We start from the raw sequence: 24275 nt of genomic DNA on the forward strand, positions 1-24275 counted from the left end.
GATAACATTCGACCGAATTTCAATCACCGTTAAAACAAGTATAACTTATGTCACAGGAAGATGATTTGAGAGGGCTGGCCAAGGTCATGGACTTCATGCGTGCCCTCAGCGTATTGTTCGTCATAGTCAATGTATATTGGTTCTGCTACCCCTCGATGAAGGAATGGAACATCGACATCGGGGTGGTGGACAGGATACTGCTCAATTTCCAGCGGACGACCGGGCTGTTCTCGTCCATTCTTTGGACAAAGCTGTTCGCCCTTGTGTTCCTCGCGCTCTCCTGCTTGGGGACAAAAGGCGTGAAGGAGGAAAAAATCAAGTGGCCGCATATCTGGGCGGCGCTTGCCGCCGGCATCGTGCTGTTCTTCTTCAATTGGTGGCTGCTTGATTTGCCGCTGCCCCTTTCGGCGCGTACCGGCTTCTATCTGCTCACCTTGTCCGCAGGCTACGGCTGCCTCTTGGCCGCCGGGGTATGGATGTCCCGCCTGCTCCGGCAGAACTTGATGGAGGATGTGTTCAACAACGAGAACGAATCCTTCATGCAGGAGACACGTCTCATCGAGAACGAGTATTCCGTCAATCTGCCCACCCGCTTCTGGTACAGGAAAAAGATGTGGCACGGCTGGATAAACGTGGTGAACCCCTTCCGTGCCTCTATTGTCTTGGGCACGCCGGGCAGCGGCAAGTCCTTTGCCGTGGTCAATTCCTATATCAAGCAGCAGATTGAAAAGGGCTATGCCACCTATATCTACGACTTCAAGTTTCCGGACTTGAGCACCATCGCCTACAACCACCTGCTCCGCCATCTGGACGGCTACAAGGTCAGGCCGAAGTTCTATGTCATCAACTTCGACGACCCCTCGCGCAGCCACCGCTGCAACCCGCTCAACCCGAAGTTCATGACCGACATCTCCGATGCCTACGAGAGTTCCTACAACATCATGCTCAACCTCAACCGGACTTGGGCGGCCAAGCAGGGCGACTTCTTCGTCGAGTCCCCCACCATCCTGTTCGCGGCCATTATATGGTTTCTCCGCATTTACAAGGACGGCAAGTATTGCACCTTCCCCCATGCGGTCGAGTTCCTGAACAAGCCCTACGAGCAGATTTTCCCCATCATGTCCTCCTATCCCGAACTGGAGAACTACCTCAGTCCGTTCCTCGATGCGTGGCTTGCCGGGGCTGCCGACCAGCTCATGGGGCAGATTGCCTCGGCCAAGATACCGCTTTCGCGCATGATTTCCCCGGCACTCTATTGGGTGATGTCCGCCGACGAGTTCTCCCTCGACATCAACAACCCCGACGAGCCGAAGGTGCTCTGCATCGGCAACAACCCCGACCGGCAGGCCATCTACGGGGCGGCGCTCGGACTGTACAACTCGCGCATCGTCAAACTGGTGAACAAGAAGGGCAGGCTGAAAAGCTCCATCATCATCGACGAGCTGCCCACCGTGTTCATCAAGGGGCTGGATAACCTTATCGCCACCGCGCGCAGCAACAAGGTGGCCGTGCTGCTGGGCTTTCAGGACTTCTCGCAGCTCATCCGCGACTATACCGACAAGGAGGCGAAGGTCATCATCAACACCGTCGGCAACATCTTCTCCGGGCAGGTGGTGGGCGAGACCGCCAAGACGCTCTCCGAACGCTTCGGCAAGATTCTCCAGAAACGGCAGTCCATCTCCATCAACCGCAACGATGTGTCCACCTCCATCTCCACCCAGATGGACAGCCTTATCCCGCCGAGCAAGATTTCCTCGCTGACGCAGGGCATGTTCGTCGGTTCGGTGGCGGACAACTTCGGCGAGAAAATCGAGCAGAAGATTTTCCATTGCGAGATTGTGGTCGATGCCAAGAAGGTGGCGGAAGAAGAAAGGACTTACCAGAAGATACCCGTCATCACCGACTTCAGGGATGCCGACGGCATCGACCGCATGAAGGAAATGGTGCAGGAGAACTACAACCGCATCAAGGAGGAAGCCCGGCAGATTGTCGCCGACGAACTGGAACGTATCGGGAGCGACCCGAACCTGAAGCATCTGCTGGAGTTGAACAAACAGGCATAGGCTTATTTGTTCCGCCGGTATTGCTTCTCGTCGTCCGTGTCCATCTTCCGCAGCAGGACTTCCCGGAGCCGGTCGATGAAATAGGTGCGGTCGTCGCCTTTCCTCCGCCGCATCCGGGCATAGTAGCTCGATGCGTTCTTCACATCCACACCCAGTGCGCTGCACACATATTCCACCACTTGCTTGAGCGTGATTTCACCGTCATTGAACAGCTTCAGTTCATGGCAGGCATAAAGCAGTTCAATAAGATGGATGGCATCGTCAGTCCACAGCACGGGAGGCCCGTCGCCGGGCGGACGGGCTTCTCCGTTTCCGGAACCCGTCCGTCTTTTTTCCATTCGTTCCATCGTGTTTTCCACATACATGATAGCTCCCACCACATGGCAGTAGCACACCAGATGGCTCTGCCCGTTGTTGTGGTAGCGTTCCCGCAGGACGGTCAGCCGGAACTTCGTGTATTGGAGATGGAGGAACACGCAGGTGTGGTTGCCGTGTTCCTCATGCAGATGGCTGAGGTGGCGTATGAAATCGTCGCTTGCCTCATTCAGCCTTTCGGTATCGCAATCCCCCTGTTCCAGTAAAAGCAGGTAGGGGCACAGGTAAAATACATCCATTTGAAACTATTTTATCGGTTATGAACGGCAAAAATAGCGGTGTACATGGATGTGGCAGTTCCGTTTTTCGCCGGAAATGCGTCATTCCCCCAAATAGAACTTCTGCCGTTCCGCACACAGCTCGTCGTACAGCTCCTTGTGCAGCTCGCTGGGGCTTTGCTTCATCTGTCCCGTGCAGAACTCCCAGAACCGGTTGGCCGACTCGAAGCCGTTCTTCTCGGCTATCTCCCTGAGCGGGCGGTCGTAGTGGTATTTCAAGTCCCGCCGTATCTGCCCGATGCGCTGCTCCCGCAGCCATTTGTTGGCGGACTGGCGGTATATCCTGCTGAATTTCTCGCGGAAGGTCGATACGCCCATGCAGAGCATCCCCGCCAGTTCCTCCACGCTGTTCGTGCGGTAACTGTAACGGTTCACCTTCAGCCGGAACACGGCGGCATACAGCGGCTTCAGCCGTTTCTCGGCATGTTGCAGTTCCGCTTCGGTGAGCGGTGTGGGCTGGCGGCTTATCTGCTTGCGCCGCTCCACAAAGAAGTAGTCGCACACCTCGTTGCACAGGTTGTACAGGGGGCGGGGGATGCCGGTCTGGTACAGCACGTCGCACAGGTAGAGCATCTCCGGCGTGCGGCAGGCTTTCCGCCAAGGCTCTGCCAGTCCGTGCAACAGCCGGTTCTGCACCTCCGTGTCTTCCGACAGGGCGAGCAGCATCAGCAGCGGGCGGCATCCGGGAGCCGACACCTCCGGCAGCGCGGGCTGTCCCGTCAGCAGGTCAAGGAGGTGGTGGCATAAGTTTGTGTCCCGCGCGTAGGGTTCCAGCGCGAGGTAATGCTTCGGGGTGCGGGCTTTCAGCAGCCCTTTCACTTCTCCGCACAGGGCAGCGATGGTCTGTTCCAAACCTGCCGGGGCGGTAGCGGACAACAGTTCGATGAAATTTGTTTGCATAAGAAATCTGTTTTTATTGTTTGATGAATCCACAAAGATAACCGGCTGCACGTGCCGGTTGTTCCGATTTCCGCCGGAAATGCCGCATGGAATGGAGTCGCCATCATTTGTTTCCGACTCTCCCTTCACACCCCACTAAGCAACAGATAGAAAGTCGCCAACTGGACAACAAGGGAAACGACATAGATGCCGTAGTAGAGCAGATACCTTTTCTTTTTATCGAACTCGGCGAAATACTTCCTGTACTTGTCGTGCTTGAACAGGAATATATGATTGGCATAATACAAGGACAGCACGATGACTGCGAAAAGCAAGACACAGAGGAAGATGTTTCCAAAAACCATATCCAAGATGCTCAATAATCTTACCTTGAAAATCTTGATGCAGGCAAGGCAGACAAGGCAGAGCATCCAAAAGCTGATGATGCATGGGGTGTGGGTCGCCCAAATGCAGATGGTGCCATTGATACCTTTATCCATTCCGGCTGCTTCTTGTCGCTTATCAATTGAAATGCATCGGTTTATATAGCGGTTGTCCCATTTCAAGAGGCTTAGCCAATACAAAGGGTTTAGCAGCCTCCAACAAAGGAAGAACAGCAGCTTATAAGTGCAGTAATAATTGATATTGTAATATTTCTCCAATAATTTCATCATGCTTAATAAATAATGATGCATCCTTTTTCCACCGTGTTTTACGATTCCCAGCCAAATATCCAGTAACACGCCAGCAAGTACAGAATGAGAAACACGATAAATCCTACTCGAAAAAAGTGTCATTGATGACAGTTTTCCCGAGTAGGGCATTCGCCATTATCTCTATATACCTAATTGTCATGAAAACAATTCAGCGAATCGTTATCAGCATTCCTTTCCTTTTCTCTTATTCCTTCTATCTCCTTATAAGTATCGTCCACGACTTGACGGGACAACCCGTTCAGTTTCTTCGCATGTTCCTGAACAATAGAACCTATTTCATGACAAATCCAAGCGGCGGCAATCAGTACCGCGAATACCATCAATATATTCTTTATCGGTTTGTAGCGCAGCAGATACCCCAAGAAAGCGAACAGGATATACGCGACGTATATACATATAGTGTTGAGAGTTCTGCCGAAATATTCTTTTTGATGGCGTTGCAGTTCGGTGGAGGTTTCCCATGCGGTGATGGCGTATCGGTACAATTCCGTATGAGCTATGAACATCAGACTGTCTTCGCTGGCAGCGGGATGAGCGGCATATTGATAGGCAACGCCCATTGTTTCCAACTGATAGCTGTCATAGGCTTTCGATGCCAAAGTGTCCGGTAGCATTGAAAGCAGTAGTCCGCACGTGTCAATATCAGCTAAAAAAGATGTTTCAAGAGAATCTGTTTGGGCTATAAGTTTCGTTTTGGGCATTACCATAGGTATATTGTGCAATATTTCTTCCGGGTCGATGCTGAACTTGTCTGCCAACGATTGGGGATAAGTCTGTTTTATTTCTATTATTTTATCAACAGATGCAGCCATTGTTTGGGGACGTATAAACCAGTCATAGTAATAGGTCATCGCCGATAGAGGCAAAACAAGAACCAGACCGATTACCCAATTTCGGAGAAAGCCTGTCCATTTTTCATCGTTCATTGCCCAAAAACTCAAGAAAGTTGCGATGCTCAAACTGTATGGAATGAGGGCAGTAAATGCTGCCATCCCCAATTGCAAACAAAAGGCCAATGCCTCCGAGGTGGCTAAGTCATAAAATGTGCCCTTATCTACTTCCTTAATTACAAGTACCGTGAAGCCACATACCAAAACGATGGCAAGAATGATAACAAAATATATACTAAGTTTCTTCAAATACTTCATATTCATTTTACTGATTAATGGTTTGGTGGAAAACACCCGTTCTGGGGTTATCTTCCTTTGTTACCAATGAATTTACTTTTATATACAATTCTTACTTTTGTTGTATTATTCATATATGTGCGCTATTTGTTGGTAATGGCTAAGCGGGGAACGGCTTGCCGTTATCCTGCGTTGTTAGTAACTTTAATCACCCGTAATTCTTATCTTAGATATATTGGTGGTATTTATACAATTTACTATTTGCTCAATCTCCTTACCATAAGGAGATTTTTTTCCAATTTCTTTTAACTCATTAATGAAAGATACTAATTCTGTTCCCGAAAGTTCTACATCAGTTAAATAATAGTCTTGTACACGGAATATAGTTCGAAATCGCCCTTTATCTAAATGTGCAAGATTAAACAGCCAATAATGTAAGTTTTCACTAATTTCAGTCACATCCGTACTTGTTCCGTCTTTATTATAAATTGAAATATCTAAGCCCATATAAGAATTATTAAATTGTTACTAATGGTTCAGCAGGGAACGGCTTGCCCGTTATCCTGCGTTATTAACATCACATTTTATTCTACCAGTGTCCATATCAATACACCATAATAACAAGGTCTTTTTGCGCTTCAATGGCTTCGTCGAAAATGAAATTCAAGTCGTCCATTTCCTGCTCATAGTCGTAATCACCGATACCATTGCCCTCTTCCAGCGAATTGTATTCCGTCCTCTTGCTCCCCAATTCAGAAACAGGTATGCTAATGATATAGGGAAAATCATCACTTAATGGAATAGGGATGAATGTACTTTGGCTATCCAGTTGCCAAAGGTTTTCCGCACAATAGATTTGCGTTCCGTAATGATTACAAATCTTTTCATACACATACCCGTACATGAAAGCAATTTCGGGATAACGGATTTCTCCGTTCACAATGTCTGCCAATACAGCATAAGCATCCATATCCGTGTTCAGACTATCGCTGAAATAATCGTTCAAACTGTCAAGTCCCGACTTCAGTGCAGCCTTTAATTGGTTAAGCAGCAGATTATCACGAGCTCCATAAACAGACTTTACCTTATCGGCTTCTGTCAAATATGCACAAACAGAGTAACTCATACTTATCTTTATTTTATGTTGTCGTTCCAGTGTACCATATCGTATGGATAATATGGCAACCCTTTCAGGCTGCTATCATCCAGCCCCAAAACCTTGACCAATGCACCGCTCTCAAAACTCCAATATCCATCATGTATTATACCATATTTGTGGTCGTCATGCCAAGCGCAATCGGAATGTCCTCGATACCATTCCCTTTTTAGATACTTTTCCAATCGCTTCGTCGCTTGAAGCTTGTTTGTTTTAGCCAAATCCGACACTTCCAAGATTGCCCGATAAGGCACAGCATCAAACACACAATCCGCCATTTCCTTCCGTTCCGGGAAACGGTAATTCAGCAATACATCATAAACACGGTCTTTAACTTCTTTCATGTCTATAAGTACGCGGAGTTTATCAATAACATTATTATCATACTCCAACATGATTCCTATTGAAAGCAACCATAACATCTGAACATAATAGCCATACGGAGTCCAGCATTTTTCTAAAACATTGATTGTTAAAATATAATTGGATTTTATAGATTCTAAATTCTCCCCCATAGAATACATAGTTACGATAGTATAAACTCTACAATCAAATAAACGTCCATACAAATCAGGACTAATCTCATCACCATCTTTTTCTGATTGTTCTATCATACTATTAAGTTTTTCTATTCTGGTAGTATACTTAGCCAATTGCTTTATATACTGTTCTTCGGTAAAAAGTTTATCTCTTGTTTCCATTATGGTACACTGTTTTTGATGTTAATGGGATGCAGCTTGCTGCCGTTAGGCGGCACAGGTGCTTGTTATCAACCTTTCAAAAATTCAGAATAGCGTTTATTACAAATTTCTTTTATCTCATTATAGTTTTCTTCTGAATTTTCCACATAAAAATATGAAGTGTCGGGATTATATTGACTGCCTAACTTATTCTTTACCCAATTATCATAGTCAGCTAAATAGTAACCAAACTTCTTTGCAAATTTGGTTTTGTCTGAATGATAATAGGCTGCTGCAAACTGCTTACCTTTAGTATTAAGTTCATTTGATGTAAGAACTCCGTCCATATCATCAAAGAAAAAATCTCTACAATCTAACTCTTTATTTTTAATTTGTTGGAGCTCTTCTGCACAATCTTCTTCGATTTCTCGTGACATTAAATCATTTTCAACACACCACCTTACGAAGAAAGCAATGTGTGTTGCACCTGCTATTGCAGGTAAATCTTTAGGCATATCTTTTGAGTCATAATGCCATTTGGCTTTGTCATAAACTTCAAACTTCATATTTTGTTTTTTTAAGTTAGTTGATAATTTGTTTATAAATACACCTGTAGGTATAGGATATTTCGATAACCGACACCTGGCAGGTGTGTTTCCTAATCTCTAATAGCCGCACCCTACGAATCATCCAGCGAATCAAGCGGATTTGGGATTTTAGCTTTGTGTGCATTCGATGTATGAAGATATATGGCTGTAGTCTTTATGTCGTTGTGTCCCAACAGTTCCTGTATCGTGTGCAAGTCTGTCCCTTGTTCCAAAAGGTGGGTGGCAAACGAGTGGCGGAGCATGTGTACATGCACTCGGTGCTTGATGCCCGCACGTTGTGCGGCTTCTTTCAGCACTTTCACCAATGCGCTTGCCGAGTATGGTTCTCCGGGCGTTTCGCCCTCAAACAGCCATTTCTTCGGTCGGTATTCACGGAAGTACCGCCGCAGCTCTTCCAGCAGCTTGGGCGAAAGCAGCGAGTAGCGGCATTTCTTGCCCTTGCCCATGATACGCACGGACATCATTTCGCTGTTGATGTCTTTTGGTGTGAGGTTCAGCAATTCACTACGCCGCAATCCGGCTGAATAAACCAAGGAAATCATGCAGTGATGCTTGATGTTAGACAGTTGGTCGAGGATGCGTTTTATCTCGTTCTTGCTCAATACTTCCGGGACGGTCTTGTATTCTTTGGCTCGTGTGATGCCGCCGTAATACTGCCGTTTCCCGCCTTTCACCTGCTCGTAGTAGAACTTGATGGCGTTGATGCGCATATTCTGCTGTGAAACAGAAATTTTCTTTTCGTTTACAAGATAAAGAATGTACCTGTTGATGTCCGCCACTTTCAGGCGGTCGATGTTGTGCCCTTTGTGGTACTCCACGAAGTCGCTGAAATAAGCCCGGTAGGTCTTTATGGTGGATGGGCTGTAGCGTTTCTGTTCCAGCAGTTCCAGATAGCCTTCCGGCAGCGTGTATTCCCTCTTGGGTCTGGGATGCCGCACATATACCCGGCTGTAATCAATATAGGCATGGGGAGAATAGCGGTCGTAGAAATCCGATAGCTTGAAAACAGCAGCCGCCATGCAAGCGGAATCCTTGCCGGTCATTTCCACGCCTGTATCCTGGGCAAGCAGCAGGGGGATTGCCCCGTTTCCTGCATACTCTATCCGGACATAATCCACACCATCCTTTTCTTCCTTGTGCAGGATGATGCTCCCTCTTTGCCTCTGAGCCTTGTCCATGTCGTCGAATTTTGCTTCATGGCTTCAAAGGTAGTGAAAAAACGGCATATTTTGAACAATCGTTCAAAATAATGGAAGTTAAAAAGACTAAACGGCGTCAGGCTTTAAGCAGGGAATAAACATAGCGGAAATTTTTCTCCAGTTCGTCCACGTCCAGACCGTTCAGGAACGCCTGTTCGTAGGACAGTCCGAGAAAAATCTGCCGGAACAGGGTTGCCGCCTTCCGCACGTCCGTGTCGCTCCTGATTTCTCCGCTCTCTTTCGCCTTCTGTATGACTTTCTCCCAAAGCTCATACTCCAGCCGGAAAATCCGCTCGATTTTTTGCCTGATGCCCGGATAGTACATGCGCACTTGCGAGAGGAAATGGAAGTAGTAGAAGTTTGGGCTGCAATCATGCGGGCTGCCGTTGTCGCCAATCAGTTCGAGAATCCTTTTCATGGAAGCGGCTACTCCCGCCACGTATTGCCCGATGAATTCCGCCAGCGTATCGGCGGGAGCGGTAAACTTGTTGTCCGGCTTGTGCATTTGCAGCACATACTTGTCCGCCACGGCCATGAACAAGTCCAGCTTGTGCGGAAAATAATAGACGATGCCCGTCTTGGTCAGTCCGCAGGCTCTGGCAAGCGTGATGATGCTTGCCTTCTCATAGTTCATCCTGACAAATACCCCGAATGCCCTGTCAATGATTTCTTCCCGGTTGGTTATCATGCTGATGCGTAGGTTTATGTTTTTTTTGTCAGCGAAGATAAGGAAAATCGGCGAGAATCCGATGCGGTAGGGGCAAGTTTCTTGTTTATCGTACCTGTTATAAATTAAAGATTGCCAAAGCCAACAGCCCCACAAAAGGAGTGAGCATAAACAGGTAAGCCCACAGACTTGTGGTATGCTCATAAGTCTTCTTCTGCATAATTCGATAATCTCTACTCTTGTATCGGTAGTAGAAGTATAGGCTGAGCCATATTGCCAAGCCGCCTCCATAAACAACCAAAAGTACGGCCCCCATATCCTTATACGGAGGATAGCCCATAATGATATAATGGTATAGAATCCAGAAATCTACGATATAAAAGAAGATAACTCCTGTCATTACGAAAGGGACATGTACGTTCAGGCTACTCGTGTCTGAATAACGGGTAATCCTCTGAATCTTGTAGTACAAGTATTCCATTATCTGATGAAAGGTTTTCATGCGAAGTATCTGCTTGCGATTACGTATTCCTTTATATTTTCAGTGGTCGTTATCCTAATCCCGCCGCTCCAAAGATACAAAAAGAATCAGAGAAACAGACCGGGCGGTTAGAAAAAGTCGCTGATTATCCATTCCGATTTGCCAAATATCCGCAAATGGACAGATATATTCCATAAATCACAATAGACAACCCCATATAAACGAATGCTCTATGCGGGAATATATCCAGATGATTGCTCCACAGCAGCACGGGCATTATTACCGGGAGGACAATCAGGAGTTTTTTTCGGGTAAGCCGCAGGATGAACATGCCTGCCAGCAAGGTCAAGAACAGGATGACAATGCTGAACCGGAAAAGGATGCCTATCGAAACGTCCATGTGCACAATCGGTTTGCATACATTGATTTGATTGAGGCATACGCAATATGTCGCACAGCAGATTATATTCAATATGACAGGGACAAGTATTTTCATGTTATTCAATACCGTACAGCTTCTTTTTGGCGCAGACAAAAGAATTCCAATCCTGGAAAAGTTCTTTGATGCGGTTCACATATTTGTTGCCTTTCTTGTAGTCCCAATCCCAATGTACCCAAACCGTGTGGTATTTCTGGTTCGTGTCCACCGAATAGTGGTGCGTTTCCATTAGGATATCGTCAATGTGGTTCCTGAAATCTTGGATATTGTCCCAAGTGGAGAACACCGGGTCGTATTCCTCGCCCTCCTTGAAATCCTTCGTCATATACTTTGTTTCTTTGTAATAGGTGCGGGATATGGATTCGTATTTCACCAAAGTGTCCAGCGGCAATGTCTCAATGTCGTATTTCTCCACCATCTTGCGCAATTCGCAGGTGTCGCAGGGTGCATTGCTTACTACAAAGGCTTCGTGTTTCATGCCATCGTTCAGTCTTGTGAGAATCGGATAAAACTCCGTCGGCTTGTCGGGATTGTACCCGCAAGCCAGCCATTTCCACATCAGCAGACCGACTGCGAGAATGGTCAGGATAAGTATTGTTCGCTTTTTCATGGGCAACTTGGATTTAGAAAAAAATATCAACTTATTTATCAGTCTTTGATTGTAAGATATACCGTAAGCCCCAACAGTATTCCGTCTTGCTGTGGCTCTGGTAGCAATTATTCTCGTCCAAATAAATATCCAGCTTCCAAAAGTCCAAATCCTCTTTGCGAATGACATCACCGTAGTTATCTATGAAAACAGCCGCCTCGTCATCCTCGTTCCAACTCCAAAGGTAGGGCAACCTGTAGCGGACAGTATGATTTTCGATATACAGTTTCTCCAAATCCCCATCTGCCGTGCAAACTATCTTTCCCAAATACTTGCTTTCTTGTGGGGTATGGAAGATAATGGTCGGATGAAACTCACGATATAGCCACCCCGACAGCACGAGGGCTGCTATAACGGCTATTGTCTTCATCAATCCTTTTTGTTGTTTCAATCGGACAGTCATATTTCCTGCGATTTGTAATACTAATGTTCAATTGCGATTCCCAAAGATATGAAAAGAATCGGAAGCACAGACCGGACGGTCGGATATTTTTGCAAAAGAAGCGGGCGGACACTTCACGCCACCCCATAGCCACTTGCCTCCCGTCCGTTGATTTCCCATTGCCCGGCAAGGCAGCCCGTTTACTTTCGTGCCGCAATCAACTTATTGTTTCACGATTTAATTCATTTGTATATGGACAACCTCAAGGACATGAAAGACGAAGTGCTGGTAATGACCAACGCTTCCGACGGTAACAAGCCCCATGTGGTAGAGCGCATCGAACAGGACGGCTCATTGAAGACCCAGCCGCTGGCAAAGGTCAAGCCCGACGGCGATTTCCTGAAAATCGACCGCAGCGAATCCATCCTCGAAGCCTTCTTCTCCAATTTCAAACGGCAGTTTGACAACCCGTCCGACTTCCGTTTCTACCACATCCCGGCGGAACTGCTCGCTGCCGCCAAGGATATGGCGGACTTGTTCCGCAAGCCGGAAGAGAACGCGGCCATGATTGACGGGTACAGGTTAGACCCGGAACAGCACGTACAGAAACAGGACTTGCGGCAGGCTCCCGCCACCGAAGAACCCGCCCCGCAGCAATCCACGAAATGGAGCATGGAACAGGTGGACTGGCAGCAGCTCGCACGCATGGGCATCACACCCGAATCGTTGGGCGAAATCGGTACGGCACGTTTGCTCAACGGGCATGAATCCGCCGTGCTTGACATCCGCACCAACTTCGAGGGCATCAGCTTTGAAACACCGGCCTGCATCCGGCTGGTGGAATCGCCCGACGGGAAACCCGTGCTCAACATCGAGTGCTGCAGGCAACGCCCGGAACTGGGCGAATACATGGGCACTGAACTTCCTCAGGAGGTGCAGGACAGCTTGCTCAAAACACACAATGCCGGACGTCCTATCGACATCCGCCAGCCCGATGGCACGGTAGAAACCTGCCTTCTTTCCTTCAACCCCAAGACCAACCGCCTGCACCACCTTCCCATTCAGGATATGAAGCAGGTGCGCGAAATCAACGGGGTCGCGCTGACCGAAGACCAGGGACTACGGCTGATGAACGGCGAGTCCGTATTGGTCGAGGGCATGTGGTCCGAGCGGAGGCAGAAGCATTACGACGCACGCCTCCAGTATAATGTATGCAAGGGCGGCTTCGATTACGACTTCCGGGGACTGAACCGCAAGGTGGAGCAAGGGCAAACGGAGCGGCAAGAAATCATCATTCCGCAGAAGCTGAAAGGGGTGGAACTGACCCAAGAGCAGAAAGATGCGTTGAAAGCAGGCAAGGCGGCGTATGTCAAGGGCATGTCCGACGGTGGCGGGGGCACGTTCAATGCCTACGTGCGCCCCAACTACGAGAAGATGAAGTTCGACTTCTTCCGCTGGAATCCCGACAAGAGCCAAAAGCAGTCGCAGGGACAGACTGGCGGGCAGCCGAAACAATCCGCGCCGACGGCGTCCCAGAACCGTCGTATCCGGAAGTCGGAGAAAAAGGGAGTCGGTGCATCACTCTAATTACTTACCTATAATATATAAGTGTATATGAAGAATGTTATCATCGCAGAAAAGCCGTCGGTGGCGCAAAGCATCGCGGCAATCGTGGGAGCCGGACAAAGGAGGGACGGGTATCTGGAAGGCAACGGCTATGCCGTAACATGGGCTTTCGGGCATCTGGTCGGGCTGGCCATGCCCGAAGCCTACGGGTTTGCCGGTTTCCGGCAGGAGAACCTGCCCATACTGCCAGCCCAATTCACGCTCATCCCCCGCCAGAAGCGTGAGGGGAAGGAATACAAGGACGACCCCGGCGTAGTGCGCCAGTTGAACATCATCAAAGGACTGTTTGAGTGTGGCGACCGCATCATCGTGGCGACTGATGCCGGACGCGAAGGGGAGCTGATATTCAGATATATCTACCATTATTTAGGCTGCACCAAACCGTTTGTCCGCCTGTGGATAAGCAGCCTGACCGACAAGGCCATCCGCGAAGGGATGGAACGGTTGCTGCCGGGCAGCAATTATGATAATCTCTATCTTTCCGCCAAGGCACGTAGCGAAGCGGACTGGCTCATCGGCATCAACGGCTCGCAGGCGCTCAGCCTTGCCGCCGGGCGGGGCGTGTTCTCGCTCGGACGGGTACAGACACCCACATTGGCCATGATTTGCTCCCGTTATCTGGAGAACAAGTCGTTTGCCCCGAAGAAGTACATGCAGATACGCATCACGGTGGAGAAGGATGGCATTGCGTTCCATGCCACAGCGGAACAGCGTTACGAGGACAAGACCGCCGCAGACAGTGCGTTGGGCGAAATGAAAGCGTGCGGCACGCTCCGCATAACAGCACTTGCCCGGCGGGAGGTCAAAGAAGAACCTCCGCTGCTCTATGACCTGACCGCCCTTCAGCGGGATGCCAACACCCGGCTGGACTTCTCCGCCGACCGCACGCTCTCCCTTGCGCAAAGCCTGTACGAGAAAAAGGTGCTGAGCTATCCGCGCACCGGCAGCCGGTACATTTCCGAAGACGTGTTCGACGAAATCCCCTCGCGCATCGCCCTCTTGCGGCAACATCCGCGTTTCGGGCAGTATGCCGCGTCGCTTTCCGGCGCACCGCTCAACCGCCGCAGCGTGGACGGTGGGAAAGTAACCGACCACCATGCGCTGGTTATCACCGAGAACCTGCCCGACGGCTTGTCCAAAGACGAACAGGCCATCTACGATATGGTAGCCGCCCGCCTGCTCGAAGCCTTTTCCGCCCCCTGCATCAAGGAGGTAACGGAAATCCATGCGGCGGTGGGCAACGACACGGTGCAGGCCAAGGGCACGGTGGTCAAGTCCGCCGGCTGGCGTGCCGTGCGCAGTGGAAAGGAAGATAGCGACGAGGATGCACCGCTTCCCCGTCTGGAACAGGACGAAACGCTCCCGATACAATCGCTCGAATCGGTGGAGCGGCAGACCAAGCCTAAACCGTTGCATACCGAAAGTTCCCTGCTCTCGGCGATGGAGCATTGCGGCAGGGAGATTGACGGTGAGCAGCTACGGGCAAGCATCCGCGAGACGGGCATCGGTACGCCTGCCACCCGTGCTGCCGTCATCGAAACGCTGTTCGCACGCGGTTATATCCGGAGGGAGAAGAAAAGCCTTGTGCCCACCGACAAAGGCATGGCGGTCTATGAAACGGTAAAGGAGAAGAAGATTGCCAATGTGGAAATGACTGCTGCATGGGAGGACACGCTGGCACGCATCGAATCGGGCGAAGCCGACGCAGCCGCCTTCCGGCGCGACATCGAGGCATATACCGCACAGATTGTGACCGAACTGTTGGAAACCAAAGTGTCCGTAGCGCCTTCGGAAAGCGAATACCCGTGTCCCAAATGCCGGAACAGCCGGGTGCTGTTCTTCCCCAAGGTCGTCAAATGCGCCGATGTGGACTGTGGCTTTACCCTCTTCCGTAACAAGGGCGGCAAGGAACTGTCGGACAAACAGCTTGCCGAACTCCTGACCAAAGGCAGAACCGGTGTTATCAAAGGTTTCAAAAGCAGGGAGGGCAAGGCTTTCGATGCTTCATTGGTATTGCGCCCCGACTTCTCCGTGGGCTACGAGTTTGCCGACAAGAAACCATCCAAAGGCAAATCTGCCAAGCGGAAATAACCATCCGGATATCAACCCGGACTTGATGCAGGATAAGTCCGTACCTCATGTACCATCAGTCCGGAACTTATCCTGTATGCCAATTACTATTGTTTCGTTTAACTTGTAAAGAAGAAAAATCATGAATCCGAACAAACCGAACATCCCGGCTCCGGCAGTTGAGCCGGACGAACTTTCCTATTACCGTCTTACCCTGTTGTCCTACCTCCGCGAATCGCATCCCGAACGGGCTGCCGACGATGCTTTTATCCGTGCGCGTGCCGACCTTGCCGCCGAAGCGTTCAGCAATGCCGTCAGGTCGGGCATGAATTATGACGAAGCCGTCCAACAGGCGGACGAGGTGCTGTTCCAGGGTCTGCACTTTTCCCGGCTCGACACGCTTATCACCGTGTTGTGGAACGAGTTCGCCGACGAGGTGCCCGCAGGCCGCGCCCGCGAGGTGGCACTCCAGCTCCTGCCCGAATGCGGCAGGGTGTTCAGCGGTTACGACCTGAGCGACGGTTTCGAGTTTACCCCCGACTTCGACCGGCTGTGCGGGGAACTGGCCGGTGTAATCTCAATCTGGCTCGAAGAAAATGGCATATAACAAGAAGGCACATCTTAGGGACAACATCGAGGCCATCCGCCTGATGTTCCGTCTGGAACGGGAGAGGCGCACCGCCACACCGGAGGAGCAGGCGGTATTGGCTGCCTATTCCGGCTTCGGGGGCATCAAGGCGGTGCTGGCCCCTTTCGGCAAGCTCACCGACATCCTCCGCTGGACGCAGAGCGACCGCGAACTCTTTCCCCTTGTGTCGGAACTGCATGGCGTGCTCCGCGAGGGGGCGACGGATGAACGGGAATACAAACGGCTGGTGGACAGTGTGAAGGCATCCACCTTTACCGCGTTCTATACACCGCCGGAAATCATTGGTGCACTGGCATCCTCATTAAGTGAGCATGGCGTGTCGCCGCACCGCTTCCTTGACCCGTCATCGGGCACGGGTAACTTCATCACCGCTTTCCAATCGCATCTTTTCACGGCCACCGCCCAGCCCGAAATGGCGGCATACGAAAAGGATTTGCTGACCGGGCGTATCCTCCGGCAGCTTCAGCCCGGTACGGATGTCCGTGTGCAAGGCTTCGAGGAGCTTCCCCCGCAGGACAACGGGCGGTTCGACGTGGCGGCGAGCAACATCCCCTTCGGCGACATCCGCGTATTTGACCCGTTGATGGACGATGGCACGGCACGGCGCTTCGCGATGAACTCCCTGCACAACTATTTCTTCGTCAAGGGGCTGGATGCCGTGCGCGAGGGCGGCATCGTGGCTTTCATCACCTCACAGGGGGTGATGAACTCCGCGATGGGCACTCCCGTGCGCCAATATCTGATGGAAAGGGCGCGGCTCCTGTCCGCCATCCGCCTGCCCAACAATCTCTTTACCGACTATGCCGGTACGGAGGTGGGCAGCGACCTCATTGTGTTGCAGAAGGACACGGCATCCGGAAGGGAATACACCGGCCTTGAAAAAGCTTTCGTGGAAGTCAGCACACAGGCCGACGGCACAACCCAGAATGAATACTTCGAGCGTACCGCCGCCATTGTCCATACGCGCGGCCATGTGGGAACCGACCCTTACGGCAAACCGGCACGCGTCTTCCTGCATGACGGGGGCATGGATGCCATCGCCGCAGACCTGAAATGGATGCTGGACAAGAACCTGTCGGAAAACCTCGACCTTGACCTTTATCTCCGCTTCTCGCCGGTGCGCGAGTTGCGCGAACTGGCGGAAGTACGGGCGGAAAGTCTTCAGGAACGCATTGCACAGGTGCGGGCGTTATCCAAGCCGGAACAGCAGCGTGTCGCGACGGAAACGCCGGAGGCGGTTGTGGAAGAACCGCCCATTGTCCGCTCTGAACCGGAGAAACCCGTCACGCAGGAGCCACTGATGTCCCTGTACGACCTTTTCGGTTTCACACAGGAGGAACGGCAGGCGTTCAGCACCGGACGGAAGCCCAAGCGGAAGAAGAAGCAGGACACCCCGCAGCTCTCCCTGTTCGACATTGTGGAACCGCTCAGCGGCCAGTCCGTACCCGACAAAGGGGATGCCATTGCCGCATCGCCCGCAGAAAAGCCTGCCCGGACTGCACAGCCCGAACCGGCAGCCGCACCCCAAGCCCCGTCGGAAGAAGAACTCCGGGAACGGGAGCGCCGCCGGGCGGAGGAAGAGGCCGCACGGAAGGAGCGCATGAAGCCACGCCCCTTCACCGGTGAAAGGCTGGAACATTACCGGAACGGCTCACTGGTGGATATGGACGGGCAAATCGGCTACCTCTCCGGCATGGATAAGGGAATCCCCGTGTTCCATCCGCTGGAACTGCCCGCCCGCCAGCAGCAGCGTGCCGCATCCTACATTGAACTTCGCGACACCTACCACCGCCTGTACAATGACGAGGCGGAGCATCATCAGGAGAACGGGGAACTGCGTGCGGGCCTGAACGGGCTGTACGACGGCTTTGTCCGTCAGTTCGGCAACCTGAACGACAAGAAGAACATCGACCTGTTCCGCATGGATGCCGATAACCGGGAAATCCTCGCCTTGGAGCGTTACACCGACGGCAAGGCGGTCAAGGCCGACATCTTTGACCATCCCGTGTCGTACAACGTGAACGAGATTACCCACACCGACGATGTGCACGAGGCATTGGCGGCCTCGCTCAACAAATATGGCGAGGCAAACATGGAATATATGGAATCGCTCACCGACAAGCCGCAGGCACAATTGCTGGATGAACTGCGCGGCAGGGTGTTCTACAACCCGCTGGCGAAGCGTTTCGAGATTGCCGACCGCTTCATCGCGGGCAATGTCGTGGCAAAGGCGGAGTATATCGGGGAATACTTGCAGACACATCCCGACGATGCCGAATCGCGCGTTTCGCTTGAAGCATTGCGTAAGGCGGCACCGGTACCCATTCCTTTTGAGGAACTGGACTTCAACTTCGGCGAACGCTGGATACCGGCTGCCGTGTACAGCCGCTATGCCTCATGGCTGTTCGACACCGACGTGTCCGTCCGCTACAACGCCAGCGCGGACGAGTACAATATCCGTGCCTCCGAACTCAGCCCGCGTATCTATAACCAGTACGCAGTCCGTTCCGAAACGCGCCTGTTCAACGGCGTGGCCCTCATGCGCCACGCCATCCACAACACCACGCCCAACATCACCAAGACCGTCACGGACAAGGACGGCAAGGACATCAAGGTGCGCGACCCCGAAGCCACGCAACTGGCCAACAGCAAGATTGACGAGATACGTGAAGGCTTCTCCGACTGGCTTATGGAGCAGTCACCGGAGTTCAAGAAGAAGCTGGAGGACATGTACAACCGCAAGTTCAACTGCTTCGTGCGCCCCAAGTTCGACGGCAGCCACCAGACCTTTCCTGACCTTGACTTGAAAGGGTTGGGCATCAAGGATTTGTATCCATCTCAGAAAGACTGTATCTGGATGCTGAAGATGAACGGCGGCGGCATCGCTGACCATGAGGTGGGTGGCGGCAAGACGCTGATAATGTGCGTCGCCGCCTACGAGATGAAGCGGCTCGGATTGGCGCACAAGCCGCTCATTACCGGCCTGAAGGCGAACATCCACGAGATTGCGCAGACCTTCCGCACCGCCTATCCCCATGCCAAGATACTCTATCCGGGCAAGGAGGACTTCACGCCCGACCGCCGCGTGGAAATCTTCAACCAGATGAAGAACAACGACTGGGATGCCATCATCCTCTCGCACGAGCAGTTCGGCATGATACCGCAGTCGCCCGAAATCCAGCGCGACATCTTGCAGCAGGAACTGGACAGCGTGGAGGAAAACTTGGAAGTCTTGCACCAGTTAGGCAGCGAGATAACCAATGCCCAACTCAAGGGCGCGGAAAAGCGCAAGATGAACTTGGAAGTCAAGCTCAAGGAGCTGACGCACGAGATAGAAACCCGCAAGGATGATGTGGCGGACTTCAAGCGCATGGGCATCGACCACATCTTTGTCGATGAGAGCCACCGCTTTAAGAACCTCATGTTCACCACGCGCCACGACCGTGTGGCGGGACTGGGCAACTCGGAGGGCAGCCAGCGTGCGCTCAACATGCTCTTTGCCATCCGCACCATCCAGCAGCGCACCGGCAAGGACTTGGGAGCCACATTCCTGTCGGGGACGACCATCAGCAACTCACTGACCGAGCTGTACCTCCTGTTCAAATACCTGCGCCCCAACGAACTGGAGCGGCAGGGCATCCGCTCCTTCGACGCATGGGCGGCGGTGTTCGCACGCAAGTCCATTGACTATGAGTTTTCCGTGACCAACGAGATTGTGCAGAAGGAACGCTTCCGCTATTTCATCAAGGTGCCCGAACTCGCCTCGTTCTATTCCGAGATTACCGACTTCCGCACGGCGGAGGACATCGGCATCGACCGCCCGAAGAAGAACGAGATACTGCACAACATCGCGCCCACGCCCGACCAGCAGGAGTTCATCGCCAAGCTCATGGAGTTCGCCAAGACCGGCAACGCCACCGTATTGGGCCGTCCGCCGCTGACCGAGAAGGAAGAAAAGGCCAAGATGCTCATCGCCACCGACTATGCCCGCAAGATGTCGCTCGACATGAGGCTTATCGACCCGCTGAAATATGACGACGACCGCGACAACAAGGCGACCCACTGCGCCGACATGATTGCGCAGTATTACAACCGATATGCCGAACATAAGGGCACGCAGTTCGTGTTCAGCGACTTGGGTACGTACAAGCCTGACCAGTGGAACCCGTACAGCGAAATCAAGCGCAAACTGGTCGAAGACCACGGCATCCCCGAAGACCAGATACGCTTCATTCAGGAAGCCAAGACCGAGAAGAAGCGCAAGGCGATGATTGAGGCGATGAACGAGGGGCGCATCCGTGTGCTGTTCGGCTCCACCGAAATGTTGGGCACGGGTGTCAATGCGCAGAAAAGGTGTGTGGCCATCCATCACTTGGACGCACCGTGGCGCCCAAGCGACCTCCAGCAGCGCGACGGGCGCGGCATCCGCAAGGGCAACGAGGTGGCGAAGCTCTATGCCGATAACAAGGTCGATGTCATCATCTATGCGGTGGAGAAATCATTGGACAGCTACAAGTTCAACCTGCTCCACAACAAGCAGCTTTTCATCACCCAGCTCAAGCAGAACCGCATGGGCAGCCGCACCATCGACGAGGGCAGCATGGACGAGAAAGGGGGCATGAACTACTCCGAGTATGTCGCCATCCTCTCCGGCAACACCGACCTCTTGGACAAGGCGCGTCTGGAGAAGAAGATTGCAGGGTTGGAGGGCGAGCGCAAGGCGTTCCAGCGCGGCAAGGGCGATTCGCGCATCCGGTTGGAGACCCTGTTGGCTAACCAAGCCTCCAACAGCGACATCATCGCGAGGGCGCGGCAGGACATGGCCGACTTCGAGAGCCGCGTGCAGTACGACAAGGAGGGCAAGAAGCTCAACCCGTTGAAGATTGACGGGGTAACGGGCAGCGACCCCAAAGTCATTGCCGCCCGACTGCACGAGATAGAGGACAAGGAGCGCACGCACGGCCAGCCGGTTCCCATCGGCTCCCTCTACGGCTTTGAAATCGTGGTCAAGACCGACACCACCGTCAAGGAGGGATTGGACTTCTGCGAGAACCGCTTCTTCGTGCGCGGCACGGGCAAGCTCCTGTACAACTACAACAACGGACGCTTGGCAGCCGACCCGCAGACCGCCTGCCGGAATTTCATCAACGCCTTTGACAGCATCCCCCGCCTGATAGAGAAATACACGCGGGACAATGCTGACATTGAAAAGGAAATTCCCGTCCTGAAGCAGGTCGTGGATGAAACATGGAAAAAAGAGGATGAGTTGAAGCAACTCAAGGCCGAGCTTGCCACGCTTGACCGCAAGATATTGCTCTCCTTGAAATCCGTCGATGCGCAGGAGGCCAACACTGAAGGGGTAACGGAAATCCGGCCGGAGCCGCAAGCTCCATCGGTGGCGCAACCCGCTCCCTCAATGCCCGGCGACCCTGCCGTCCCGGCAGCATCCGAACCATACGTCCACCGTATGCCCGACTACATGGCACATGCGGCGGAGCGCAAACCGCCGGTGCTGTCAGCCATGCCCAAGACCATCAGCATCAAGGAGCTGATGAGCGCGGGCAAGGAAAAGGTCGTAATCGGCGGCATCCCCCAACCGGAAGACGGCACGGAGAAGCCGCAGGAAAAACCGAAATGGAGGATGAAGCTGTGAGCGGGGTACACTTAATGAAAAACTTGGCAACTACATATAGTAAGGTGGTTGCCAAGTTTTCTATTTCAAATCTCGCCAATACATTCTTTATATGTTTTTCACCAAAATGTATATTGAGCCTTGAACTTCGCATAAACCTTCTTTGCCGCCTCCCTTTCTTCCTTGCTTTCAGGTTTCAAGTGAGCTATCTTCTCCGCAAAGCGTTTAGCGTCCTTACCGGTAACTACCGGCGTTTCTTTAATCGGTCGAGCCATAAATCCCTGTATGTTGTAAATTATATCTTGTTTTCAATTATCGAAATGAAATCGTGCAATTTCTTTCCAACTTGATTCGCATCAGGTATCCGGCTATATGCCAGATAATTTAATTCCCGTTCATAATATCCGCCCAATTGCTTCCATAGCTCATTGAATGAACCAAGAAGGGGAGATTCTTTAATGGGTGTATGTTTCCATTTTTCCGGTGAGTCAAACATTTGTCGGTCATGCGCCGCCAGTTCTTGCAGGTCTTTAATGAAATCCTGTTCCACATATTCCATACATTCCCTATCGTCAAGCAGAAAATAGATATCATAGAAATGGCGGATTTTCCCGGTTAATCCTTGCACCGGATTATCCATAAAGGAGAAACGGAGCAGCGAAACGACTTTCTCGCACAAGGTGCGCCGTTTGTCCAGAATGTTCAGTTCAAACGGATGCAGGTCATATTCTTCAATGAAAGAGTCCATACCTGTATTTTCAAGGTAGGAAGTGATAAAGCTCTTTATTTGCCGTCTGACATATGGATAAGGATTGGCAAACGAATTTATTTCCACGACTACACGGTTGGCGACAAAATCAAACAACGGGTCATGGACGCTTGCCGGATATTGGTACAAGGCTTTCCGATAACGGGAACCCTTACTTGTCAGTTCAGGCACAACCTGTTCCTGCAAGCCTTGGGTCATTTCTTTGCAGACCTTGGAAATCAAAGTCTTTATCTGATTTCCGCTCAACTTTTGCGTGAGTACAGCCACATCCACATCTTCCGAGAAGCGGTTAATCAATCCGTACCCTTTTGACAAGGATGTGCCGCCCTTGAACACCGTGTTCTCCATATAAACGCTTCGGGAGAGTTGTTGCAATATCTTGCTTATCCAATAGTCTTTTTCGATATAGACCGGTGCTATATGGTAATATTCGGAAGCCGCGCGTATTGCATCTGCTAACAGTTCAGGTTGTTTTTCCAGTATCATTCAATCCTCCATTTCTTTTTATTAGGCAATGTATCTTCATTTATTCCCAATTTATAGACCGTTACTGGATTCAATGAATCCCATAAAGGTTGCGCTTTCGCCATACCGCAATCGTTCTCGATGATGGTTCCCAACAAGGCGCGTACCATTGGCGGATAGGCCTCGGCCAAGGCAACCATCTTTTCCTTCTCCCTCCTGCCAAGTTCTCCTACCAGAAAAGCTATGCGCCTGTATGATGCCTCTATCGTGGTGTCGGGTATTTCCTTGATGAAGCGGATGGCATCCAATAATTGCAGGAGCGGAATATTGTCTTTGGTTATCGGGTTAGGTTGCAGGACAAAGCAGACGGTGAATATATCCCGTTGTTTCTTGTTCCTGCGTTGGTTTGTGCCGATTTGGATGATGTTGGGCACTTGTGTAGTAAGCCCCAACCGATTAAAGACGGAGTAACCGGTCAAATATCCGATGCGCTTTCCGTTCTTTTCCAACAAATCCTTCACCAACTCTTCTTGTCTGGGTTTCAACGTTCCGAACACGCTCTTTTTAGGCTTGTAGAACCGTCCTTTGGATATTTTAGCCAAGTAGCCTTCACCCGCCAGCCGATTCAGCATTTTAATGATGCTTTCGCTCGTTTCGGCAGGCAAGTTTAAGTCCCGGTAGGTAAACACGTAATCGGGCTGAAAATCTTCCAATCGTTTCTGTACTTCTCTTGTGATAATCATAATCCCATGTCCTTGGTTGTCGGTGCAAAGATAAGAAATATTCTTGTTTTTACGACACAAAACTGGAATTTTATTAGAAATGGCTCCACCCTGTCCTCCCGACAGAATGAAGCCGGTTGTTTAACTTAAATAGCGGGAACTTCCTGCTTCACAGCGGTAGAGAGTATCCCTGAACGATGAACATCCAAGATGCATTATCCACAATCATCTGGGAGTTCTTTATCTTCTGTTTCTTTCTCCCCGCTGCTCTCATCCGTTTCTTCGGGCATCGGATAGGTTTCCGACAGCTTGTCCTTCCGTGCCTGACGCTTGATTTCGTTCTCGTCGAAGTTGTTGCGGATAAACTCGTGCAGGTCTGATTCCTTGTAATAGGTTTTATGGTATATCGAATGGAATTTCAATGCCCCGTTGTTCCGGTATCGCTGGAGCGTGCGCTTGCTGATGCGCAGCAGTTGGCACACCTCCTGGTTGTCGTACAGCCGTTCCCCGTTCAGGTAGTTCAGGTGCTTCTGCCGGTTCTCCGCCTTGTCCAGCTTGCGCGATATGCGGTAAAGTTCACCCATGATGCGCTCCATCCACGCCTCAAATTCAGTCTTGTCCACTAACATGGCCGTTCCTCCTG

The 24275-nt window shown here is 51.3% G+C and carries 23 protein-coding genes; 5 read left to right on the forward strand and 18 right to left on the reverse strand.

Annotation, left to right across the window (positions count from 1 at the left end; all coding sequences use genetic code 11):
- Window positions 1-47 precede the first annotated feature (47 nt).
- On the forward strand, window positions 48-2063 hold the full coding sequence (gene mobC, locus Q3C19_RS12190; RefSeq protein WP_302729609.1) for a conjugal transfer protein MobC: 2016 nt from the start codon (window positions 48-50) through the stop codon (window positions 2061-2063).
- 2 nt (window positions 2064-2065) lie between these two features.
- Here the strand turns inward: mobC and Q3C19_RS12195 are convergent, their stop codons facing one another.
- The 14 genes from Q3C19_RS12195 to Q3C19_RS12260 all read right to left on the reverse strand — a co-directional run bounded on the left by Q3C19_RS12195 (window position 2066) and on the right by Q3C19_RS12260 (window position 11687).
- Window positions 2066-2677, reverse strand: a complete 612-nt coding sequence (locus Q3C19_RS12195) for an RteC domain-containing protein (RefSeq protein WP_302729611.1) — start codon at window positions 2675-2677, stop codon at window positions 2066-2068.
- Between the two features lie 81 nt (window positions 2678-2758).
- Complete coding sequence (locus tag Q3C19_RS12200) at window positions 2759-3616, reverse strand: helix-turn-helix domain-containing protein (RefSeq protein ID WP_302729613.1); 858 nt, start codon at window positions 3614-3616, stop codon at window positions 2759-2761.
- 125 nt (window positions 3617-3741) lie between these two features.
- On the reverse strand, window positions 3742-4269 hold the full coding sequence (locus tag Q3C19_RS12205) for a hypothetical protein (protein ID WP_204428840.1): 528 nt from the start codon (window positions 4267-4269) through the stop codon (window positions 3742-3744).
- A 170-nt stretch (window positions 4270-4439) separates the two neighbouring features.
- Window positions 4440-5459, reverse strand: a complete 1020-nt coding sequence (locus Q3C19_RS12210; RefSeq protein ID WP_301617857.1) for a hypothetical protein — start codon at window positions 5457-5459, stop codon at window positions 4440-4442.
- A gap of 183 nt (window positions 5460-5642) precedes the next feature.
- Window positions 5643-5945 (reverse strand): hypothetical protein, encoded by a 303-nt coding sequence (locus Q3C19_RS12215; protein ID WP_302729617.1) that lies wholly within the window; start codon window positions 5943-5945, stop codon window positions 5643-5645.
- Between the two features lie 97 nt (window positions 5946-6042).
- Window positions 6043-6564, reverse strand: coding sequence for a hypothetical protein (locus Q3C19_RS12220; RefSeq protein WP_302729619.1), 522 nt, complete (start codon window positions 6562-6564; stop codon window positions 6043-6045).
- Between the two features lie 8 nt (window positions 6565-6572).
- Window positions 6573-7295 carry a PoNe immunity protein domain-containing protein gene (locus tag Q3C19_RS12225; protein ID WP_195617082.1) on the reverse strand — a complete coding sequence of 241 codons (723 nt, stop codon included), beginning with the start codon at window positions 7293-7295 and terminating at the stop codon, window positions 6573-6575.
- A 68-nt stretch (window positions 7296-7363) separates the two neighbouring features.
- The gene (locus tag Q3C19_RS12230; protein ID WP_018712185.1) at window positions 7364-7840 is read right to left on the reverse strand and encodes a hypothetical protein; all 477 of its coding nucleotides are present in this window, start codon (window positions 7838-7840) and stop codon (window positions 7364-7366) included.
- 113 nt (window positions 7841-7953) lie between these two features.
- On the reverse strand, window positions 7954-9060 hold the full coding sequence (locus Q3C19_RS12235; RefSeq protein WP_302729624.1) for a site-specific integrase: 1107 nt from the start codon (window positions 9058-9060) through the stop codon (window positions 7954-7956).
- A 97-nt stretch (window positions 9061-9157) separates the two neighbouring features.
- Window positions 9158-9769: a TetR/AcrR family transcriptional regulator gene (locus Q3C19_RS12240; RefSeq protein ID WP_302729626.1), complete on the reverse strand. Its 612-nt coding sequence runs from the start codon at window positions 9767-9769 to the stop codon at window positions 9158-9160.
- Window positions 9770-9866: 97 nt separating this feature from the next.
- A complete protein-coding gene (locus Q3C19_RS12245) occupies window positions 9867-10250 on the reverse strand; it encodes a hypothetical protein (RefSeq protein ID WP_204392330.1) in 384 nt (127 codons plus the stop codon).
- A gap of 124 nt (window positions 10251-10374) precedes the next feature.
- Window positions 10375-10629 carry a hypothetical protein gene (locus tag Q3C19_RS12250; protein ID WP_204430344.1) on the reverse strand — a complete coding sequence of 85 codons (255 nt, stop codon included), beginning with the start codon at window positions 10627-10629 and terminating at the stop codon, window positions 10375-10377.
- Window positions 10630-10726: 97 nt separating this feature from the next.
- The gene (locus tag Q3C19_RS12255) at window positions 10727-11278 is read right to left on the reverse strand and encodes a hypothetical protein (protein ID WP_204392334.1); all 552 of its coding nucleotides are present in this window, start codon (window positions 11276-11278) and stop codon (window positions 10727-10729) included.
- Between the two features lie 31 nt (window positions 11279-11309).
- The gene (locus Q3C19_RS12260) at window positions 11310-11687 is read right to left on the reverse strand and encodes a hypothetical protein (RefSeq protein WP_235302476.1); all 378 of its coding nucleotides are present in this window, start codon (window positions 11685-11687) and stop codon (window positions 11310-11312) included.
- Between the two features lie 264 nt (window positions 11688-11951).
- Here Q3C19_RS12260 and Q3C19_RS12265 point away from each other — a divergent pair, with 264 nt between their 5' ends.
- From Q3C19_RS12265 to Q3C19_RS12280, 4 genes are all read left to right on the forward strand, one after another.
- Window positions 11952-13286 (forward strand): DUF3945 domain-containing protein, encoded by a 1335-nt coding sequence (locus Q3C19_RS12265; protein ID WP_302729634.1) that lies wholly within the window; start codon window positions 11952-11954, stop codon window positions 13284-13286.
- A 27-nt stretch (window positions 13287-13313) separates the two neighbouring features.
- Window positions 13314-15416 (forward strand): type IA DNA topoisomerase, encoded by a 2103-nt coding sequence (gene topB, locus Q3C19_RS12270; protein WP_302729636.1) that lies wholly within the window; start codon window positions 13314-13316, stop codon window positions 15414-15416.
- Window positions 15417-15537: 121 nt separating this feature from the next.
- Window positions 15538-16002, forward strand: a complete 465-nt coding sequence (locus Q3C19_RS12275; protein ID WP_204430354.1) for a DUF1896 domain-containing protein — start codon at window positions 15538-15540, stop codon at window positions 16000-16002.
- Entirely contained in the window at window positions 15992-21697 is a 5706-nt protein-coding gene (locus tag Q3C19_RS12280; protein WP_302729639.1) for an N-6 DNA methylase, read from the forward strand. Before Q3C19_RS12275 ends, Q3C19_RS12280 begins: the two co-directional genes overlap by 11 nt.
- A gap of 98 nt (window positions 21698-21795) precedes the next feature.
- Here the strand turns inward: Q3C19_RS12280 and Q3C19_RS12285 are convergent, their stop codons facing one another.
- The 4 genes from Q3C19_RS12285 to Q3C19_RS12300 form a co-directional block, all read right to left on the reverse strand.
- Complete coding sequence (locus tag Q3C19_RS12285) at window positions 21796-21951, reverse strand: hypothetical protein (RefSeq protein WP_164488585.1); 156 nt, start codon at window positions 21949-21951, stop codon at window positions 21796-21798.
- A 20-nt stretch (window positions 21952-21971) separates the two neighbouring features.
- Window positions 21972-22931 carry a nucleotidyl transferase AbiEii/AbiGii toxin family protein gene (locus Q3C19_RS12290; protein ID WP_072545380.1) on the reverse strand — a complete coding sequence of 320 codons (960 nt, stop codon included), beginning with the start codon at window positions 22929-22931 and terminating at the stop codon, window positions 21972-21974.
- A complete protein-coding gene (locus Q3C19_RS12295; protein ID WP_072545381.1) occupies window positions 22928-23653 on the reverse strand; it encodes a DUF6088 family protein in 726 nt (241 codons plus the stop codon). The genes Q3C19_RS12290 and Q3C19_RS12295 overlap by 4 nt, the downstream gene beginning before the upstream one ends.
- Window positions 23654-23847: 194 nt before the next feature.
- Window positions 23848-24261, reverse strand: coding sequence for a helix-turn-helix domain-containing protein (locus tag Q3C19_RS12300; RefSeq protein ID WP_302729645.1), 414 nt, complete (start codon window positions 24259-24261; stop codon window positions 23848-23850).
- Window positions 24262-24275: the final 14 nt, after the last annotated feature.

The organism is Bacteroides sp. ET489 (genome assembly GCF_030518095.1).
Taxonomy (GTDB): Bacteria; Bacteroidota; Bacteroidia; order Bacteroidales; family Bacteroidaceae; genus Bacteroides; species Bacteroides ndongoniae.

Excerpts from the sequence above, each read along its gene's own strand:
- Q3C19_RS12225 (WP_195617082.1), bottom strand. The coding sequence starts at position 7,295 with ATGGAAACAAGAGATAAACTTTTTACCGAAGAACAGTATATAAAGCAA.
- Q3C19_RS12220 (WP_302729619.1), bottom strand. The coding sequence starts at position 6,564 with ATGAGTTACTCTGTTTGTGCATATTTGACAGAAGCCGATAAGGTAAAG.
- Q3C19_RS12240 (WP_302729626.1), bottom strand. The coding sequence starts at position 9,769 with ATGATAACCAACCGGGAAGAAATCATTGACAGGGCATTCGGGGTATTT.
- Q3C19_RS12200 (WP_302729613.1), bottom strand. The coding sequence starts at position 3,616 with ATGCAAACAAATTTCATCGAACTGTTGTCCGCTACCGCCCCGGCAGGT.
- Q3C19_RS12265 (WP_302729634.1), top strand. The coding sequence starts at position 11,952 with ATGGACAACCTCAAGGACATGAAAGACGAAGTGCTGGTAATGACCAAC.
- Q3C19_RS12255 (WP_204392334.1), bottom strand. The coding sequence starts at position 11,278 with ATGAAAAAGCGAACAATACTTATCCTGACCATTCTCGCAGTCGGTCTG.
- Q3C19_RS12235 (WP_302729624.1), bottom strand. The coding sequence starts at position 9,060 with ATGGACAAGGCTCAGAGGCAAAGAGGGAGCATCATCCTGCACAAGGAA.
- Q3C19_RS12290 (WP_072545380.1), bottom strand. The coding sequence starts at position 22,931 with ATGATACTGGAAAAACAACCTGAACTGTTAGCAGATGCAATACGCGCG.
- mobC (WP_302729609.1), top strand. The coding sequence starts at position 48 with ATGTCACAGGAAGATGATTTGAGAGGGCTGGCCAAGGTCATGGACTTC.
- Q3C19_RS12275 (WP_204430354.1), top strand. The coding sequence starts at position 15,538 with ATGAATCCGAACAAACCGAACATCCCGGCTCCGGCAGTTGAGCCGGAC.
- topB (WP_302729636.1), top strand. The coding sequence starts at position 13,314 with ATGAAGAATGTTATCATCGCAGAAAAGCCGTCGGTGGCGCAAAGCATC.
- Q3C19_RS12245 (WP_204392330.1), bottom strand. The coding sequence starts at position 10,250 with ATGAAAACCTTTCATCAGATAATGGAATACTTGTACTACAAGATTCAG.
- Q3C19_RS12250 (WP_204430344.1), bottom strand. The coding sequence starts at position 10,629 with ATGGACGTTTCGATAGGCATCCTTTTCCGGTTCAGCATTGTCATCCTG.
- Q3C19_RS12280 (WP_302729639.1), top strand. The coding sequence starts at position 15,992 with ATGGCATATAACAAGAAGGCACATCTTAGGGACAACATCGAGGCCATC.
- Q3C19_RS12295 (WP_072545381.1), bottom strand. The coding sequence starts at position 23,653 with ATGATTATCACAAGAGAAGTACAGAAACGATTGGAAGATTTTCAGCCC.
- Q3C19_RS12215 (WP_302729617.1), bottom strand. The coding sequence starts at position 5,945 with ATGGGCTTAGATATTTCAATTTATAATAAAGACGGAACAAGTACGGAT.
- Q3C19_RS12300 (WP_302729645.1), bottom strand. The coding sequence starts at position 24,261 with ATGTTAGTGGACAAGACTGAATTTGAGGCGTGGATGGAGCGCATCATG.
- Q3C19_RS12285 (WP_164488585.1), bottom strand. The coding sequence starts at position 21,951 with ATGGCTCGACCGATTAAAGAAACGCCGGTAGTTACCGGTAAGGACGCT.
- Q3C19_RS12230 (WP_018712185.1), bottom strand. The coding sequence starts at position 7,840 with ATGAAGTTTGAAGTTTATGACAAAGCCAAATGGCATTATGACTCAAAA.
- Q3C19_RS12195 (WP_302729611.1), bottom strand. The coding sequence starts at position 2,677 with ATGGATGTATTTTACCTGTGCCCCTACCTGCTTTTACTGGAACAGGGG.
- Q3C19_RS12205 (WP_204428840.1), bottom strand. The coding sequence starts at position 4,269 with ATGATGAAATTATTGGAGAAATATTACAATATCAATTATTACTGCACT.
- Q3C19_RS12210 (WP_301617857.1), bottom strand. The coding sequence starts at position 5,459 with ATGAAGTATTTGAAGAAACTTAGTATATATTTTGTTATCATTCTTGCC.
- Q3C19_RS12260 (WP_235302476.1), bottom strand. The coding sequence starts at position 11,687 with ATGAAGACAATAGCCGTTATAGCAGCCCTCGTGCTGTCGGGGTGGCTA.